The organism is Mycoplasma corogypsi (assembly GCF_045276875.1).
Classification (GTDB): Bacteria; Bacillota_I; Bacilli_A; order Mycoplasmatales; family Metamycoplasmataceae; genus Mycoplasmopsis; species Mycoplasmopsis corogypsi.
The window spans coordinates 573,111-591,602 of the sequence record NZ_CP174163.1; the positions used below are offsets into that span (position 1 = coordinate 573,111).

Consider the following 18,492-nt stretch of genomic DNA (forward strand, 5'->3'; position numbering starts at 1 on the left):
AGACATAGCTAATCTATGTCTATTTTTTTGTTACTAGTTTTTGATACTTTCTTTAATGTTTTTAGCCACTTTTTTACCTACTACTTTGGCCAATTCTTCTTCGCTAGCATTATAAATATTTGAATAGGTTTCAAAAGTTGCCAGCAGTTTTTGTTCAGTGCTTAAACCGATTCCTTTAATTTGTTGTAGTTGTGAACTAAAATTACTTTTAGTATGTCTTTTTCGCATAAAACTTTTAGCAAAACGATTCACTTCAACTTGCATACGAGCTAAAAAGTTAAAGACTAATTTGCTAACATTAATTTCAATTCCGCCTTTATTAACCAATTTTCTAGTACGATGTTTATCATCCTTTACTAATCCAAACACTTGAATTTTTGTACTAATTTGGTTTTCTTTTAAAGCGTATAAAACTTGTTGGATTTGTGCAAAACCACCATCACATATAATGATATCACCATCACTTAAAATATTTTTATCACTGTAAAAAAACCTAGTAGCAGTTAAATACATCAGCTGCACATCACCTTGACCTTTAAGTTTTTCAAAGTACTGCGTATGATTGAATTTTCGATATAAACTTTTAGCTTCTTTTCCTTGTCGATATGCAACAGCTACTCCACTTGGTATTTGATTGTTAATGGTTGAGTTATCAAATAAATAAATTGTTTGATTGTAAACATTTTCACCGAAAATACTACGCATTTCGTCTCAAAAAGCTACATTTAATTCTTCTTTAAGTTTATATTGATCAATTAACGATTGATTAATAATATTATTTTGATCAGCTTGCATAATTAATTGTTTTAAGATACCTATTTTGGGATATACAATTTTGTTCGCAAATAAACTATTAAAATCATTACCTTGAAATTCACTGTTTAATACGATAGTATCAGGTATTTCATTAAATTCATAGTATTGCTCAATAAATGAATCGATGGTGTGTATTAAATTATCAACAAGTTGCAAATCAAAACTAAAGTGTGAAATTTGCACCCCAAAACGATAAACAACTATTAGGATAAATAAATAATTATCTTTTTCCTTAAATGAGAAAACATCAATGTTTTTAAAGTTAGTTAATTCGCTAATTTGTCTTTCTTTTAACTCATTTAAGACATTTAAGGCTTTTTTGTACTCTAAAGCTAATTCAAAGTTTAAGTTATCAGAAGCATCAAGCATTTTTTGATGAATTTGCTTTAAAATGTCACTATTTTTTAGTTTTAAAGTTTCAATGACAGCTTCAAACTTATTTTTCCAAAACTCAGGTGTTTCATTTAGAATTGGTAAACCATTTTTGTATAAAAATAATCGTTGCAAAATGTGAACCAATTCTCTTAAATTACTTCTACGTGTAAATGGACCAAAATAAAAGTTATTTGGCGTTGATTTAGTAATTCTAAAAGTACTTTTAATGTATAAATTGTTATTAAAACTAATATTTAAGTATGGATAGCGTTTGTCATCTAAAAGTTGTAAGTTGTATTTAGGATTATAAGTTTCAATATAGTTTCGTTCTAAAATATAAGCTTCTTTATCGCTTTTTACTACGAAAATATCAAAGTCACAGATTTGGCTCACCATTTTAGTGGTTTTATATGAGTTAATAGAACCTTCAAAATACTGGTGCATTCGGTGAAATAGGTTTTTAGATTTGCCGACATAAATAACTTCATTTTGAGCGTTTTTTCATAAGTACACACCTGGTTGTTTTGGTACATTTTTTAATTTGGTTAATAGTTGCTCGTTAGTCATAATTAAATTTTACTATTAAAAGCATAGAAAAAGCAGCAAAAGCTGCTTAATCATTAATTATTTAATTTCTTATTTCTTTTTGTTAGCAGGTTTGTCTTGAACTGCTTCAACACCTGGAAGTTTTAACCCTTGTAATAATTCAAGAGAAGCTCCACCACCTGTTGATACGTGTGAGAATTCTTGTTCCATTCCTAGTTTTTCAACAGCAGCAACAGAATCACCACCACCAACTACAGAGTAGCATCCTTCTAAATCAGCAACAGCTTTACATACTGCAAGTGTTCCAGCTTCGTAGTGTTTGAATTCAGTTACACCCATAGGTCCGTTTCAAACAACAGTTTTTGCACCTTCTAATGCTTTAACAAATAGCTCCATTGATTCAGGTCCTAAATCTAGCCCCATGTATCCATCAGCAATTTCTAAACCAAAGTATGTAGGTTCAACATCAGCGAATTCTTGAGCACAAGCGTGGTCAACTGGTAAAATAACTTTTTCACCGTATTTTTCTAAGAATTGTTTAGCTAAATCTAAATATTCATCTTCAACTAAACTTGTTCCGATGCTGTGTCCTTGAGCTTTTAAGAATGTATAAGCCATTCCACCACCGATAATCATTTTATCAGCGATTTTAACTAAGTTTTCTAATACTGGTAATTTATCTGAAACTTTAGCACCACCAATAATAGCAACATATGGGTGTTCTGGGCTTTCGATAGCTTTATTTAATGAAGAAACTTCTTTTTCCATTAAGTACCCTAAAGCACTTTCAGCAATGTTTGAGCTAATTCCTACATTTGAAGCATGTGCACGGTGAGCTGTACCAAATGCATCATTAATAAACACATCACCTAATGATGCTCAGTAAGCACCTAATTCAGGATTGTTTTTGCTTTCAGCTTTATCATTTAAATCTTCATAACGTGTGTTTTGCATTAATAACACGTCACCTTCTTGCATTTGTGCAATTGTTTGTTCTAAAACTTCACCTCTTGTTTGGTTAACAAAAGTAACTGTTTTTCTTAATTGTCTTGCTAATTCAACTGCAACAGGTTTTAATGATTTACTTTCTAAATCTTCGCTTGATTTAACTCTACCTAGGTGTGATAATAAAATAACTTTTCCACCTTCTTCAATAACTTTTTGAATTGTAGGTAAAGCAGCTGTAATTCTTTTGGTTGAAGAAATAACTCCATCTTTAACTGGAACGTTAAAATCAACTCTAACTAAAACTTTTTTCCCTTTAAGTTTTAAGTCGTTAATTGTTTTTTTCATATCGTCTCCTTTGACAAAATATAGGTTCTACAATATTAATATTATTATATTAAAAATTAAGTTTTCTATTATCAAAATAATTTTTATTTGTGCCATTTTCAGATATTAAAAAAGCACTAATCATGCACCTAATTAGTGTGTAAATTAGTCTTTTTAAATAACCTAGATACTAAAACTAAAATTCTAATTAGTTTTAGTATAATTGTAGCACTGGGAGTTTAGTATAACGGTAGTGCTGCAGTCTCCAAAACTGTTTGTGTGGGTTCGAATCCTGCAACTCCCGCCAGTGTCTAGCCTTGCTAGATTTTTTTATACAAAAAAATGCGTGGCCACGCATTTATTACTTGCTTTTTTGGTTAGTTTCGTTATGCAAAGTATATGAAATATGAACTCCAGCTTCATTAATTACTAACTGATCTAAATGAGCTGGTGGGTTTTCATAGATTAAATAACCTTCGTTGAGTTTGATAACTTTGAAAATGTTAGCACAATCATAAAAAGTGCTCATATCATTTAGATTGCTTGCGATTTTATGACTAATTACAGCTGCTCGAATTTTGGTATTTTTAATTAGATTGATTGTTCTAGTATCAATATGTTCAATATATAAAGCAGTAGCAATACCTTTTTGATAATCATTTTCGATCTTTTGAGTTAGTAATTTATAGTCAAATAAACCTTTATAAGCATAAATTAAAAAGACCGGAAAAGCATTAGAAGCTAAATTAATAGTTTGTTTTAAATACACTTCTTGAGAAACTTTAATGATTGAACTTTTAATATCAAATTCATTAGCAAAATTATTTTCTTGTAGTATTTTAGGTAAATTTGTAATACTTGCATTTTCATAGATATAACTTAAATAAGGAACTTTTTCAAAAAATTTGTTTCAGCTTCATTCGTTATTATCTTTATTAACCATTTTAATGATTTTTAGTTTACTTGGTTTTTCATCAAAATATTTAATAATATAAGTTAGATCAATATTAAAGCGTGAATATTCGTTTAGTTGCGATAAGAAAGTTTCAAGCCTATTTTTAAAGTCCTTAAAATCATCTTGATATGAAATATTAACTGGAATATCAAGGTATTTTAGTCAATTCTCTTCTTTACTAAAATTATTATGAATATGATAAAGTGAGTACTTGATGCTAGTTAAAAGTAGTTCGTTATCTTCTTGAGTTTTAACTGGACTGTAATTAAAAATTGTTCCACATAAAACATATCTTAAGCTAACTGAACTTTTGTTTATGTAAATTATTTTACTTCGAGCTTTAGCGTAGTTGCGATTTGAAAGTTTTTTTGTAACAAACCAAACCATACCTTCATCATAGAAAAAGTTTGCTTTTCGTGGGTTAATACCACAATATTCAAGTAATGCCACAAGTTGTAAAGCACTAACTTTTTGATCAAAGTAAAAAGGACGAAGTGAAAAAGCTATCACAGTTAAATTATCATTATTTCGAAATTCTTTATAAATAGTTTTATCTTTTTTAGTTTTGTAGTTATCAAAGAAAACTTCATATGGATATTTATTTCACTTAATCTCAGCGATAAAAATTTGGTTTACTGTATGTTTGATTGTGATTTCATAAGTAAACTTCATTTTTTTACGCTGATCATATCAGTAAAATAATTTATCCCCAAAACTTAAGCGATGCCAAAATTTGCTATTTGATTCAAATTCACTATAAAATTCAGGGTGAATATTATAGTCATTATCAAAATAGCGTTCTAGTTTTAAAACAAACTCTGGTGCAAAAAACTCTATAAAACCAGCATATTGGATATAGCGATTAGGATTAAAGTTTGCTTTTTTGGCATCAAAAATTGATGATAAGAACCTATTTTTACTATTTAAACGCATCACACGCTTGTTATTGTAGTCAATTTTTACTAAAATTGTTCCACTGCTTGAACGCACATAGTGATAGTAAAGTAAAATCGAAAAGATTAGTGCAGCTAAAATAAAAGCCGCTACTAACGATGAAATAATGATAATATCTGTCATAGTTATTTATTTGAAATAATTTGAATTGAAGTGTGATTTTTATTTAGCGTTTTGGTTGATTTATCTTTAACAAAGTAAACAATAATTTCGTTTTGTAAAACTTCTAAAACTTTTCCTTCACCAAAAATAATGTGGCTGATTATATCACCAGGGACGTAGTTAGCTCTTAAAGCATCTTCATCATCAACATTGTTTACGCTAAAATCATTTAATAAAATAGTACTTTCAAGGTCAATACCCATTTCTTCAATAAATCTTGAAGGCACCTTGTTGTTATCTGTTCCGATTAATTTTCCACGTGAATCGGAAATAAATAATTGTTTTTTAGCACGTGTAATAGCCACATACATTAAACGACGTTCTTCTTCTAAAGCTGAAATAATACGTGTATTCATATCTTCATCAACATAAAGTGGACTATATAATGATTTTTTCGATGGGAAAATATCCTCACTAAGCCCAATAATAAAAACGTTATCAAATTCTAAACCTTTAGATGCGTGAGCTGTCATAAGTGAAACATAGTTTGAGTCATCATAACCATCATCATCTAATGTAAAAGCAGCTACCATATCTAAGTAATCTTTAGCTGTTTTGTTTTTATTAGCATCATCTTGTTCTCAACTTTTAATTGAGTTAATTAGCTCTTTAACGTTGTCAATAGCAGTTCCACGCAGGTTTTCATTTCCATTAATAAATTTGTAGTATCCAATTTCTTCTAAAAACTTATCTAATACAGTGCTGATGCTGTATTTTTTAAGTGCATTTTGGTACATAATAATTTTTTGTAAAAATGGGAAAATGTACTTTTGAATTTTGTCTGTGCCAATTGGTAGTTCACGATAGTCTTCAAATAAAGTTCTATATAAATCTTTTTGTTTTTGAATCCGACCAAATTCCTTGATTTTATTTAAGGTCACTGGACCAATTTGACGAGAAGGAATGTTAATAACTTGCTCTAAAGCTAAATCACGCTTTTCAACTAAAACCGATAAGAAAGCAATTGCAGTCTTAATTTCTTCACGATCAAAGAATTTAGTTCCGTGTAATACTTTATGGTTAATATTATTTTGCAGTAACGCTTCTTCAAGTGATCTAGAATAATATTTAGAACGGTACATAACTGCAATATTTTTTAATTGTGTCTTTTCTTTTTTAAGTTGGTTAATTTTTTGAACAACTCATCGAGCTTCAGCTTCTGGGCTAAAACCGTAGTAAAACTCAATTTCACTTCCATTAGGATTTTCAGTAAATAACTCTTTACTGTATCTGATGGTATTGTTTTTGATAAATTTGGTTGCAGCATTTAAAATGTTTGGGGTTGAACGGTAGTTTTGGTTTAAGATAACAGTTTTTGAATTTGGAAATTCTTTATCAAAGTTTAAAATTAGGTGAATATTTGCACCTCTTCATTGATAAATAGTTTGGTCTGGGTCTCCAACAATGGTAAAGTGAGTATCCTCTTGTAAGATTGATTTAATAATTTCAAATTCTTTATCAGTTGTATCTTGAAACTCATCAATTAAAATGTATTTGAATTTTGAACCATATTTAGTGGCAATTTCAGGGTTTTCTTTGAATAAACGGTTAGTTTGTGTGATTAAATCGTCTCAGTCCATTGCTTGGTTGATGTATAGTTCATTTTGGTAGCTAGTATAAATTTTAATTAAATGACTATCAATTGGAATGTTTAATCTTTGAGCTAAATAAGCTGGATCTAAATCATAAGTTTTAGCTCATGAAATTTTGTAAGCAACGTCTTTTAGTTCGATTTCTTGACGCTGAATTTTTAGGTTATCGTAAATTTCACCTAACATTTTGTTTTTTACTTTATCATCGATAATTGAAAAGTTATTTTTATAACCAATATTTTTGTAGTAAATACGTAAGACATTTAAACAGAATGAGTGGAAAGTTTGTATTTTGATGTGCTTGTTTTTATGCGGATGAGTATTTCTAATAACCCTTTGTTTCATCTCATTGCATGCTCGATTAGTAAAAGTTAAAGCTAAAATGCTTTCTGGGTTTACATTTAAATCGTTAACAAGCATTGCAATTTTACGTGTGATAACCTTAGTTTTTCCAGTTCCTGGACCTGCAATCACACGTAAATTTGTATCAAAATATTCAACCGCTAACCGTTGATTAGGATTTAAGTCACTTAATAAATCAATCTTCTTTAGAAGCATATGTACCACTTTCTTTACTTGTCAAACATATTTGTAATTTGATTTTGTTTATTTTTGAAGGTATAGTAATAATTTTTAAGATTACTTTTAAACGGATAAAAAACGATTTCTTCAGCAATATTTAGCACTCTAATGTTTTTATAAACTACTCTAGTATGACTAACTAGGTCAATTAGTGATAGTTTTTTCTTGTTAAAAATCATAACAAAAGGCGTTACAGCCACAATAAACGCTAGCACTGTCATAAAAACATAAATAAATTTACTAGCAATTAAATAACGAATGTTTTGATTATCGGTTAAATGAATTGCAGCTCCTTGTGCATCAAAAGCAATAATGTCACTTGGGTAAATTAAAACTAAAGCAAGAAGCAAAATAAAATCCAAATAAAAAGCTAATAAGTAATTACGTTTTAGAATTGCCAAATAACTAAATTGTTTAGTTTGTGTATCAATGATCATAATTTGAAACAGTTGATACATTAAGGTTTGCCCTTTGGTTCAAATCGGATAAATAACCAAATAGAAATTTAATCAAACTAGCCAAAGTATAATTGGAGTATAAAAAACAACAGCAATGTTTTTGTCCGTGAGTATTTTATTCTTAAATACTACAATGTAGAAAAGTAATCAAATGCTGCCAGCTAAAATAGCAAAATCAGCTACATTAGCTAAAAAACGTCTCATTACGCTTGTGTTTTTATATAGCATATTATTGAATTTCGTGCAAGAAGCCGTGTTTTATTAGTTTCTCAATTGGAGTTTTTAAACTATGAACTTCGTCATTGTTTTTTAACATGTAAAAATTAGTATCTAAAAAAGCAGCAAAATCACTTGAATTTTCAATTTTCATAACTAATTCAATTTGTTTTTGTTTTAATAATTCACTACGTTTTTCAATAATGTCTTTTTTTCCAAAGTATTTGAAGTTTTTCGATAAAAATGTACTTTCAAAAAGGAAACCGCTTAAAAGCAATTTAATGAAGTAATATCTTGCATATTTTAGTTCTTGAATTAGTTTGCAATTGTTTTTTACGACTAAATCCTCAAGGTAATTGAAGGTATCATTGAAATGTTTTGAATTGAATCAAATATCTGAACCAAAATATTCTCTTCAAATACGATAATCTAGGTATTTGTATTTTTTAGCATTAATTAGTAATAGATAGTTGATAAATAAACACATTTTCGAATCATTTGTGTATAAAGGAACAACGTCAATCATTTTCTTAACTAGCTGTTTTTTAAACACCTTGTTAAAAATGAATGGGAATGAATAAGCAATAACTTCTGGTGAATTTTGAATTTCATATTCAAAATCATGTTTTAATCTGGCTGCAGGTTTAAAACGAATTGAACCAACGATTCTAGGTTTAAATTCTAAAATATCAACATTGTGTCTTTCAGCAGCTTCAATAGTTTTACTTACATATCATTTTTTAAGTGTAACATCTGAATTAATTACGGTTACATAATCACCTTTAGCGAATCTAAAGCCGCTTAGTAAGTTATGCTGAAAGTTGTTAATTTTTGTGTTGTATACCACTTGTAATCTCTTGTCAAAAAATGGCATAAACTTTTGAATGATGTTATAGATTTCTTTAGAAACTGAATTTTTATTGATACATAAAATTACTTCAAAATCATTTGTATCCTGCTCTTTTAAATCAGTTAGATATCATTCGATATCTCTTGGTGAATTACCTACAACAGAAATTATTGATAACTTCATATTCCTCCAAAAACTAAAAAATATATAAATCTATGATTTATAACCTATTTTAATTTTACCACATTAGTGTTTTATTTTTGTCTAAGCTTATAATTTTCTGTTTATAAAAATTGCAATTATTTAAGTTTTTTCAGATGATAAAATCTGTATCAAAAATATTTGCTGCTTGATAGTTTGTTAAATCTAAAATTCGAAAATAGAAGTGGGATTAACTTTAATCTCTTCTAACTAGTTTCACTTAATAGTTTAAGCACACTAAATTTAAAAGTACTAAAGGCTTTTTTGCTACACAAAAGTTTACACTTAACTAAAACACTGAATTTACTACATAAATAGTAAAAAATGAATCCTAGCTGTGATAGGATTCATTTTAAATTAAAGGTTTTGTACAGTCAATTAGGAATTTTCCTAATCAGTTGTGTTTTTTGTTTAATTCTGGAATATTGCGTAAATTCGTACATTTATTATGGTAGTCAGTAAAAATATTTTGTAAGTCTTTTATTACACTTCCACTTACTAAATCCATTGATTCGTATTGAGAATAAAAACTTCTAGCATCAAGGTTATTTGAACCAATTCAACCGATTCTACCGTCAATTAGTCCAGCTTTGGTGTGTAAAAAGTGACCTTCGTAGACCATAACTTCTAACCCATAATCCATTAATTTTCTTAGTTCATTGACAGTAACTTTATAAACTAATTTTTTATCAGGTAAACCAGGAATATATACTGTAACTTTTACACCACTTTTTAAAGCTAAAATCAGTGTAGTTTCAAAGGTTTTAGAAACAGCAAAATAAGGGGTAGAAAGTAAAATGCTTTCCTTTGCGTTAGAAATTAATTTAATTAAGTGTTGTTCAATAGTTGAGTAATTTAATGAAGGTGAATCGTTAACTAATAATGCTTGTTCATTATAAGTTTCTTTATTATTGAACTCAAGATTTAAAAATTCCATTGGATCTACATCAGTGTGAGCTATGATGTTTCAAAGCTTGATAAAATGTAAAATATAAACATTAACATGAGGTCCAGATACAAAGTAATTTAAATCAATTCAATGACCGTATTTTTTAGATAAAGAAGCATACTCATCTGAAATATTATTTCCACCTGAATAAACATAAGTACTATCAATAATAATGAATTTTTGGTGATTACGGTTGTAAAATGAAGCACCATTAATAAATGGGTAGTAAATTTTTCCGACTATTCTAATTTTTACACCATATTTTTTAAGCTTATTAATCACTCTTCTTTGGTTAGGCATTAAACCAAAGTCATCAATTAACCACATAATTTGTAAGCCTTCTTTAGCTTTTTGTTTAATAATGTTTAGGATTTCACGAGTAACTTCACCATTTTTGATAATATATGAGACAATCAAAATGCTTTTTGTTGCTTTTCTTAATTTATCAATAACATCTTCATAAAACCAATACCCTTCATGAAATAGATGTACATTAGCTGGCATCTCTTTTCCATGTTCGAAGTTTTCCACACTATTAAAGCTTGGTTTTTTCAGCTTAAATGGTTTTAAAGTACCATTTTCGATATAAGTATTAATATTGTATTTTGGATCATCTTTAATTTTTAATTCTCGTTTATTAACGAAAATTAGTCCAAAAGTAATGAAAATAATATGACCAATAAGTGGCAGTAATAATATTAAATACATATATGATTGCTTGGTAAATGTTGGCCTAATTTGATAATGCAACACAAATAAAATGACAATATTTGCCACATATATAATTAGTGATAATAATAAAGCATAGACCTGACCAGCAAGTAATATTAGAAGTGGAATCCCTGTCAATAAAAGGACTAAAAAAGCTACTTGTATAAATAGTAGGATAAAACTTTTTCAACGTATAAATTTACGGTTCATATTTAAATTTTATTAAATATTTAGATAGATTAAAAAATTAATATTGCGGACAATATTAATTTTGGTCTAATTCATTAATTCTCGCTTGGTGTCTTCCACCTTCAAAATCGGTTTTTAAATATTCATCGACCATTTTTTTAGCTTCTTCAAAACTAACTTGACGACCACCAAATACTAAAACATTTGCATTATTATGTAATTTAGCAAAGTGAGCATCTTCAACTGAAGTAACTCTAGCTGCTCTAATTCCTTTATGTCTGTTTAGAGCATATGAAATACCTAAACCAGTTCCACAAACTCCAATCCCAAAATCAGGTTTACGTGAATCAACATATTCAGCTAATGTTTTTCCTTGTTCAGCGTAACTGATTGATTTTTCATCAGTAGTAGGTCCTAGATCTACAGTATCATAACCAAGTGAACGAACGTAATCACATAACTTTTCTTTAAGAGCAAATCCAGCGTGATCACTGGCTAATGCAACAACTTTTTTCATTTTGTCTCCTTATTAAAGTTGAGTAATTTAATTATATTAAATTCGGCTTGATTTTAATATATTTGTATTATTTTAGTTTAGTTTTAGTTTAAAAGTTGTCTTAATCTTAATAACTAGATGTATGAACTATGAAACACAAATTGATCAAAACGATTGTATGATACATGTTTTTAGACATTATAGTCGTGCATATTTAGGTAAAGATATTGAATATGAAACCTTAAAACAAAGTGTTGCTATTTCTAAACAAGGAACGAATTTAGCTACTTTTAAAAAGTTAGCTCAAAAACACAATATTAAAATTGACTACTATCAAGTTAATTTTAATAGCTTGTTAATGATTGAAAAAGGTGAATATCCGTTTGGAATTGTAATTAAAGATGGAGCTAATAAACATATTGTTTTGTTGGAAAAACATAAAGCTACTGGATTTGTTGCATACAATCCAAAACTTGGAAAAGTTTTACTTGATAAAGAAGAATTACAGAAAAAGTTTGATGGTATTTTAGTTAATTTTAGTCCGATTCAAGAGATTAAATCATCTTTTTATATGAACGAACAAAATAAAATTCGTTTTAAATTACAATCATACTTTTGACCAAAAGTCTTATATTTTATAACACTTTTGGTTGAATTATTAGCTGTAGCTTCTGTTCCTTTTATTTCTAAATTTATCTTAAGTAATGTCATTCCATTTAAGTTAGTTGATCACTTAATTATTACAGGACTATTATTTTTATGGGTTAGCTTTTTAAATTTTGTTTTTAAAATTTTATATAACAACTACTTAAATAAGTACATAACTTATTGGGTCTCCAGTGATTTAAAAACTGTTCTTGAATATATGGAATATAAAAATATTTATGTTTTAAAACACTTATCAACTTTGGAAATTAAAAATAGGCTGCTAGCATTATATCGGTTTTTACTACATAAAACTGTTTTTAGGTTGCTATTAGGTTTTAATATTATTACAATCGGTTTTGCTGGTTATTTAATTTCACAAATTAATGTATTACTTTTAATCGGCTTATCTATTTATGTTGGAATAATCTTATTTATTTCACTATATATGATGCTTTTTCAAAAAGACCATTCTGGGAAAGTTTTAGATCAGCAATTAAGTTTGGATCAAACCTTTGATAACTTAATTAATATTATTAAAGATAATAATGATGTAGTTTTAAGAACAAATTACTTTAATAAATGGGTTAGTGAATATAAAGATCATGTTAATTATAGTTTTAAATATACCAATCACAATAATGCAATTAGTCAGTTAGGTGATTTTATTGAACAGTTTTTTTCTTATATCTTTTTTGTAATTGGTTCGATACAAATTTGAAATGCTAAAATGGAAATTATAGATCTAATCTTCTTTATGACTGCAGCGAGTTTGTTTACTAAACCAATTAAATCTTTAATCCCAATGGCTCAAGCTTATGAACAACATCGAATCGATAACCGAATGCTAAACATTTTTAGTTTTGATAAGCATTATTATGTAAATGAGCCACATAATTTTAGAGAACTAAAAATACAAGATTTAGTTTATGAAACAGGTGATGAAAATAATTTTAAATTTGTAATTAAAGACTTTAAGATATTCCAAAATTTACATTTAGTAGGTGAAAATGGAGCTGGCAAAAGTACTTTTTGCAAGCTAATAAGTGGAATAATTCAACCTAAAAGTGGTTTGATTGTGAATGAGTTAAATACTAAATTAGACATTTATCAAAACACTAACCTTAAAAAGCAAATTTTGTATTTAGATAATAATGAAGTAGACTTAAAAATCAGTGTTTTGGAGTATTTATCAATTGCTAATATAGACGAATTTGATAGCAAAATCAAGCAATATGGTTTTAATGCTATTTTAAGCAAGGCTAATTTACAAGTATTTCACAATACTTTAATTAGTAATTTATCAAAAGGACAATTACAACTTATTAAACTTTTAAAAATCATCTTAAATGACTATAAAATCATTATTTTAGATGAAGTATTTGAAAATTTAGATCCAGTAATATATCTACTGGTTAAAGAAAAGTTAACAGATGTTGTTTTAAACACAATAGTAATAGAAATCAGTCATAACAAAAGATATTTAGTGGAGGTAGGTAGTGAAATCAACATTAACCAAATACTTTCAAAAATATTTTAAGTTTCGCTATTTTGTTGGACTATTTTGTGCAATTGGAACACTTGTTGTGGTTGATTATGCATTACACTATCAAGTTCCTAAAAATGAAAATGCAACCATTGTTTTTCAAAATGAACAAATGTTGCTAAAAAACATAAACCCAAATCTTTTAAGTGTTAAAGAACAAGTTTTGTTAACAACTAATGTGCATAATAAAACTTATCAGTATTACATTAATTTAGATCAGTTATTAGATGATTATTGAGTAATTTCAAATGATGAATTGATGTTATTACTACAACAAAATAATATTCATTCTGTTCCTTGTATCGTAGAGTTAGGAACATATAATGCAGTTGCTTGAATCTTTAACGCAAGTTAAAAAATCTAGCATTTAAGCTAGATTATTTGTGATAAGTAATGTTATTTTTAATGGCAAAACCACGGTAAATTTGTTCAACTAACATAACTCTAAATAATTGGTGTGGAAAAGTCATTTTTGAAAAGTTAATTTTGTTTTCAAATTGACTTTCATCAACTCCATTAGATCCACCAATTATAAAAGTTACATTATCAGTATCTACATATAAGTCTTTAAATGATTCTGAATCGTATTGTTTTCCTTGTAAGGAAAGATAAAACACTTTGGAATTTTTAGGAATTTTTTCTAAAATCAGTTTTGTTTCTTTTTGCTTTTTAAGTTCAATATTATCTACTTTTTGTTCTTTAATTTCAATTAAGTTTAATTTAGCAAAATAACCAATCTTTTTTGCATAATCATCATACAGAACTTGATATTCTTTTGATAATGAACCAACAGCTATAATATTTAATTTCATAAATTATTTTTCTTTACGTTTAGTTTCAATGTGAAACATTAGCATTTGTACGTCAGCTGGGTTAATACCACTAATTCTAGAAGCTTGTCCTATGGTTCTAGGGTTTATTGCTTTTAGTTTTTGTTTTGCTTCACTAGCAATGTTTAAAACATCATCATAATTTAAGTCTTCAGGAATTCTCATAGTATCTAGTTTGAGAACTTTTTGGGCTTGTGATTGTTGTTTTTTGATATACCCATCTAATCTAACAATAGTTGTTAATTCATTAACATAAGGAAAATCAGGCATAATTTCAGCTACATTAACTTCAGGTCTTGCAACTACTTTTACCATACTAGTTCCACCAACAATAGCATATTTAATAGCGATTGGATCTTTTGAAGATATGTATTCGTTTTCTAATTGAGCAATTTTATCTTCAATGATTTTATATTTGTTTAGAACTGATGAATATTGTTCTTTTGTTAGTAAACCAACTTCATAACCATGTTTTGATAAACGTAAATCTGGATTATCGTTTCTTAATAATAATCTATATTCAGCTCTAGAAGTTAGCATTCTATAAGGTTCTTTAGTACCTTTGGTTACTAAATCATCAATTAAAACACCAATGTATGCTTCATCACGCATTAGAATTAATGGCTCTTTGTTTTCTAATTTTAATCCAGCATTAATACCTGCGATTAAACCTTGAGCAGCAGCTTCTTCATAACCACTAGTTCCATTAATTTGGCCACCTGTGAAAATGTTTTTAACAACTTTAGATTCTAGTGAAGGTGAAATTTGTAATGGGTTTAGTGCATCATATTCGATTGCATAACCTCATTTTTGAACTCTACAATTTTCAAGTCCTGGAATTGTTCTTAACATTTTGTCTTGAACATCAACAGGCATGCTAGTTGACATACCATTAACATAAATAATACTTCCATCTGCTGTTTCAGGTTCAAAAAACACTTGATGTCTAATTTTATCCCTAAAACGCATAACTTTATCTTCAACGCTTGGACAATATCTAGGACCTATTCCCTCGATTAATCCACCATACATTGCAGAACGGTTGATATTTTGTTCAATAATTTTATGTGTTTCTTCGTTTGTATAAGTTAAGTAACAAGAAATTTGACGATCTAATTTTACGTTTGATCTACTTGAGAATGATAAAGCGCAATCGCCTAATTCTTCTTTTTCAACCTTTGAAAAATCAATTGAATCCGCGAACACTCTAGCAGGTGTTCCGGTTTTTAATCTCTGTAATTCAAAACCTAATTTAGTTAATGATTGAGATAATTTTGGTGTAGTTTTTTGATTATCAGGTCCACTAATTGTGATATCACTACCACGTAAAATCCTTGAATTCATGTAAGTTCCAGTTGTAATAACCAACACTTTAGCTTCAAGTAAATCACCATTTTCTAATTTTAACGCCTTAAATACTCAATTTTCGACAATAATTTCTTCTGCTACCCCTTCGATTAAAGTAACGTTTTTATGTTCACTTAAAGCTTTTTGAATAATTTCTGAATACTTATCTTTATCAATTTGAGCTCTTAAAGCTCTAACTGCAGGACCTTTTGATTCATTTAATACTTTAATTTGAATCATTGCTAAATCAGAAAAATATCCTTGAACTCCACCTAAAGCATCAATTTCTCTGGTAATAATTCCTTTTGCTGGTCCACCAATTGATGGGTTACATGGCATCATCGCTAATCTACTTAAATCAAACGAAACAAGAGCAACTTTATGACCTTTATTTGCTAATGCAAAAGTAGCTTCAACACCTGCGTGTCCACCACCAATAACAATAGCTTCAAACTGTTTTTTGTTAGTATTATTCATAGTTCTAATATTTTAAAATAAAAATTATTTATAAAAAGTGATTTTATAAATAATTTCTGTTGTTTTTATAGTTTTTATGCTGAAACTAGTTTAATTTTTTGAGTATATTTTTTCTCTGGTGCATCACTAAATGAGTAATGAATAGTTCAAGTTTTTTCTGCTTTATCAAATACAACACCACTTAATATTTTTCTTTTTCTCTTGCCACTATTTGACTCCGTTAATTTAGTTGGTAAATCGAATTTAATTTTTTCATTTAATTTTTCATTTTTTAGTGTAATACCAATATTTTTATTATCAGGTTTATAGTTTCCTGAACCTTGTAGTCTTCAGTATTTATTATCATAAAGTTGTAACTCAATTACTGGCATTCCTTGATTTTCATTTTCAAAGTTAGGGTCTTTAGGTTGTTTGCCCCCCCCCAGCAGGCTTAGCATATTTCTTATAGGCTTTATCACTATTGTATCAAGCATTAAAATCATCATTACTATATGCTTCTATAAGCATGAATGCATCTTTTCTCTCATCAGTTTCTGTTTCACCACTAGATCTTAAAGGTTCAGCATGTGGTGTATCAGCCGCTTCTGTTCCACTACCTGCAGATGGCGCTGCATGATTTCTTTCGCCTCCTGCATTAGCGTTCATAGTTGAATCAGTTCTTCCAGAACTTGAATCATTTGGTTGCGCATGACCTTCTTTATCTGTCATATTATTTGATCCACCATTTGATGCGCTCGGATTACTTGTAGCTGACTCACCAACACTATTTCCAGACATTGTATCCATAGATGCTTTAGGTTTTTCAGTACCCTCTGTCATTCCAGTAGACCCATTTCCATTTGATGATGAGTGTGCAGGTGAATCGCTTTGTGGTCTTTCAGGCGAAACTGTTTCTGGAGCATTAGTTCTAGAAGGCGGATTGGTCATATTAGCAGATTCTGATCCAGCTGTATTTGATGTTCCACCAGCAGATGAACCACCCTGAGGAGAAGAAGCGTTTGGTGTTCCACTAGCTTCTGGATTGTGAGTTGTTCCAGTTCCACTATTTGAAGATGTAGAACCTTCTGTTGGTGTTTCAACTCTTGTTATTGCTGAAAAATACTTATCTGGAACTTTAATTTTATATTCTAGTGGTCCAGATTGAGTTCCGTCAATAACCCTTCCTCTAGCATCTACTCCAACCAAATACACAGTAACAACTGCTTCTCTTTTTGCTTTGTCAAATGTTATTCCTAAATGCGGAATTGGATTATTTCTTCCAGATTTAATCTTTTCACTTGTAACACTGATATCTGCATGTTCATTACCGAATTTTGAAGCAATATCTTTAAAAATATTTTTATATTCTCTGTTTCCTGTTTGAACACTGAATGTTCTTTTTTTATTATCAAAATGAACTTGTGGACCGTATTGCTCACTAAAAGGACTGTTAATTTCATTTAATAATGCTTTATAATTTTCATCAGCCACTGCATCACTATTATTAATTTCAAGCAACTTAGAACCTTCATTTACTTTTGAAGCAAAATCAATAACTTTTTTACGTAGAGTTAAAACAGATTTTGAATCATTAATTTTAGTTTCTAATGCAGTTTTTGCAGAGTCTAATTGTTTTTTAGTTGATTGAGCATTATCATAAACTGCTTGTGCATCATTAAAGTCTTTTTCAACTTTTTTTCTTAAAACATCATGTGTAGGAGTTTCGAATTCTGCTAATGTTTTTTCTCTTGTACCTAAAAGTGTTTTTAATGCATTTTTAGATTTTTCAACTTCAGACTCAGCAGGAGCTGCTGTTTCAGGTGTAGCAGTATTTGCTGGTGTTGTAGTTTCACTAGTAGGTGATGTTGGTTTATCACTAGCATTTGGACTACTTGTTTCAGTAGCTTCACCGTTTGCCGGAGTGGTTGCTGGTGTTCCATTTTCACTTGGTTGTTCTGTTGCGTTATTGTTATTTGGATTAGCACTACTTTCCTCACTAGTTGTGCTTTCAGGTGTTGTAGGTTTAGTTTCTATTTCAGTTTTCGGTTTTTCATCTTTCTTAGTTTCTTCATTTGAAATAGCTTTTTTAGCTTTTGTAAGTGTATCTAAATCTAACAACTTATTTAATTCTTCAGTACAGCTTGATGTAATTAAAGGAGCACTAATTGAAATTAGTGATACTCCAAATAATTTCATCGTTCTCTTAAACTTCTTACTCATCTTCATAACTATATTTTATGAGAATATTTCTAAAGGTTTTAACTAGGTGATTTATGTATTCAATCGATAATTATTACCATTAAAAAATTACAAATTCGAGAATATAAGAGTATAATAATACAAG

At 28.7% G+C, this 18,492-nt stretch carries 14 protein-coding genes and 1 tRNA gene; 3 read left to right on the forward strand and 12 right to left on the reverse strand.

Translation table 4 applies throughout. The annotated features are described in order from the left end of the window. Positions 1 to 33: 33 nt before the first annotated feature. Both ACJA23_RS02345 and ACJA23_RS02350 read right to left on the reverse strand, forming a co-directional pair. The gene (locus ACJA23_RS02345; protein WP_406613633.1) at positions 34 to 1,758 is read right to left on the reverse strand and encodes a GIY-YIG nuclease family protein; all 1,725 of its coding nucleotides are present in this window, start codon (positions 1,756 to 1,758) and stop codon (positions 34 to 36) included. 69 nt (positions 1,759 to 1,827) lie between these two features. Then, positions 1,828 to 3,030, reverse strand: a complete 1,203-nt coding sequence (locus ACJA23_RS02350; RefSeq protein ID WP_406613635.1) for a phosphoglycerate kinase — start codon at positions 3,028 to 3,030, stop codon at positions 1,828 to 1,830. A 212-nt stretch (positions 3,031 to 3,242) separates the two neighbouring features. Here ACJA23_RS02350 and ACJA23_RS02355 point away from each other — a divergent pair. Continuing rightward, positions 3,243 to 3,316, forward strand: a tRNA-Trp gene (locus tag ACJA23_RS02355). 54 nt (positions 3,317 to 3,370) lie between these two features. On the opposite strand, the gene ACJA23_RS02360 is transcribed toward ACJA23_RS02355, so the two are convergent. From ACJA23_RS02360 to ACJA23_RS02385, 6 genes are all read right to left on the reverse strand, one after another. After that, positions 3,371 to 5,041, reverse strand: a complete 1,671-nt coding sequence (locus ACJA23_RS02360) for an MHO_4530 family protein (protein WP_406613637.1) — start codon at positions 5,039 to 5,041, stop codon at positions 3,371 to 3,373. Positions 5,042 to 5,043: 2 nt separating this feature from the next. Next, complete coding sequence (locus tag ACJA23_RS02365; protein ID WP_406613639.1) at positions 5,044 to 7,230, reverse strand: ATP-dependent helicase; 2,187 nt, start codon at positions 7,228 to 7,230, stop codon at positions 5,044 to 5,046. A 14-nt stretch (positions 7,231 to 7,244) separates the two neighbouring features. Further along, positions 7,245 to 7,916, reverse strand: a complete 672-nt coding sequence (locus ACJA23_RS02370; RefSeq protein WP_406613641.1) for an RDD family protein — start codon at positions 7,914 to 7,916, stop codon at positions 7,245 to 7,247. Between the two features lie 25 nt (positions 7,917 to 7,941). Continuing rightward, positions 7,942 to 8,961, reverse strand: coding sequence for a glycosyltransferase (locus ACJA23_RS02375; RefSeq protein ID WP_406613643.1), 1,020 nt, complete (start codon positions 8,959 to 8,961; stop codon positions 7,942 to 7,944). A 370-nt stretch (positions 8,962 to 9,331) separates the two neighbouring features. Beyond that, on the reverse strand, positions 9,332 to 10,636 hold the full coding sequence (locus ACJA23_RS02380; protein WP_406613645.1) for a phospholipase D-like domain-containing protein: 1,305 nt from the start codon (positions 10,634 to 10,636) through the stop codon (positions 9,332 to 9,334). A 268-nt stretch (positions 10,637 to 10,904) separates the two neighbouring features. Beyond that, positions 10,905 to 11,345: an RpiB/LacA/LacB family sugar-phosphate isomerase gene (locus ACJA23_RS02385; protein ID WP_406613647.1), complete on the reverse strand. Its 441-nt coding sequence runs from the start codon at positions 11,343 to 11,345 to the stop codon at positions 10,905 to 10,907. A gap of 121 nt (positions 11,346 to 11,466) precedes the next feature. Here ACJA23_RS02385 and ACJA23_RS02390 point away from each other — a divergent pair, with 121 nt between their 5' ends. Next, positions 11,467 to 13,509 carry an ATP-binding cassette domain-containing protein gene (locus ACJA23_RS02390; protein WP_406613649.1) on the forward strand — a complete coding sequence of 681 codons (2,043 nt, stop codon included), beginning with the start codon at positions 11,467 to 11,469 and terminating at the stop codon, positions 13,507 to 13,509. Further along, positions 13,469 to 13,870 (forward strand): hypothetical protein, encoded by a 402-nt coding sequence (locus ACJA23_RS02395; protein WP_406613651.1) that lies wholly within the window; start codon positions 13,469 to 13,471, stop codon positions 13,868 to 13,870. The genes ACJA23_RS02390 and ACJA23_RS02395 overlap by 41 nt, the downstream gene beginning before the upstream one ends. Positions 13,871 to 13,892: 22 nt before the next feature. Here the strand turns inward: ACJA23_RS02395 and ACJA23_RS02400 are convergent, their stop codons facing one another. The 4 genes from ACJA23_RS02400 to ACJA23_RS02415 form a co-directional block, all read right to left on the reverse strand. Continuing rightward, a complete protein-coding gene (locus ACJA23_RS02400; RefSeq protein WP_406613653.1) occupies positions 13,893 to 14,327 on the reverse strand; it encodes a 23S rRNA (pseudouridine(1915)-N(3))-methyltransferase RlmH in 435 nt (144 codons plus the stop codon). 3 nt (positions 14,328 to 14,330) lie between these two features. Next, positions 14,331 to 16,169, reverse strand: a complete 1,839-nt coding sequence (gene mnmG, locus ACJA23_RS02405; RefSeq protein WP_406613655.1) for a tRNA uridine-5-carboxymethylaminomethyl(34) synthesis enzyme MnmG — start codon at positions 16,167 to 16,169, stop codon at positions 14,331 to 14,333. Between the two features lie 74 nt (positions 16,170 to 16,243). Next, positions 16,244 to 16,606 carry a hypothetical protein gene (locus ACJA23_RS02410; protein ID WP_406613657.1) on the reverse strand — a complete coding sequence of 121 codons (363 nt, stop codon included), beginning with the start codon at positions 16,604 to 16,606 and terminating at the stop codon, positions 16,244 to 16,246. After that, positions 16,572 to 18,344 (reverse strand): hypothetical protein, encoded by a 1,773-nt coding sequence (locus tag ACJA23_RS02415; protein ID WP_406613659.1) that lies wholly within the window; start codon positions 18,342 to 18,344, stop codon positions 16,572 to 16,574. Before ACJA23_RS02415 ends, ACJA23_RS02410 begins: the two co-directional genes overlap by 35 nt. Positions 18,345 to 18,492: the final 148 nt, after the last annotated feature.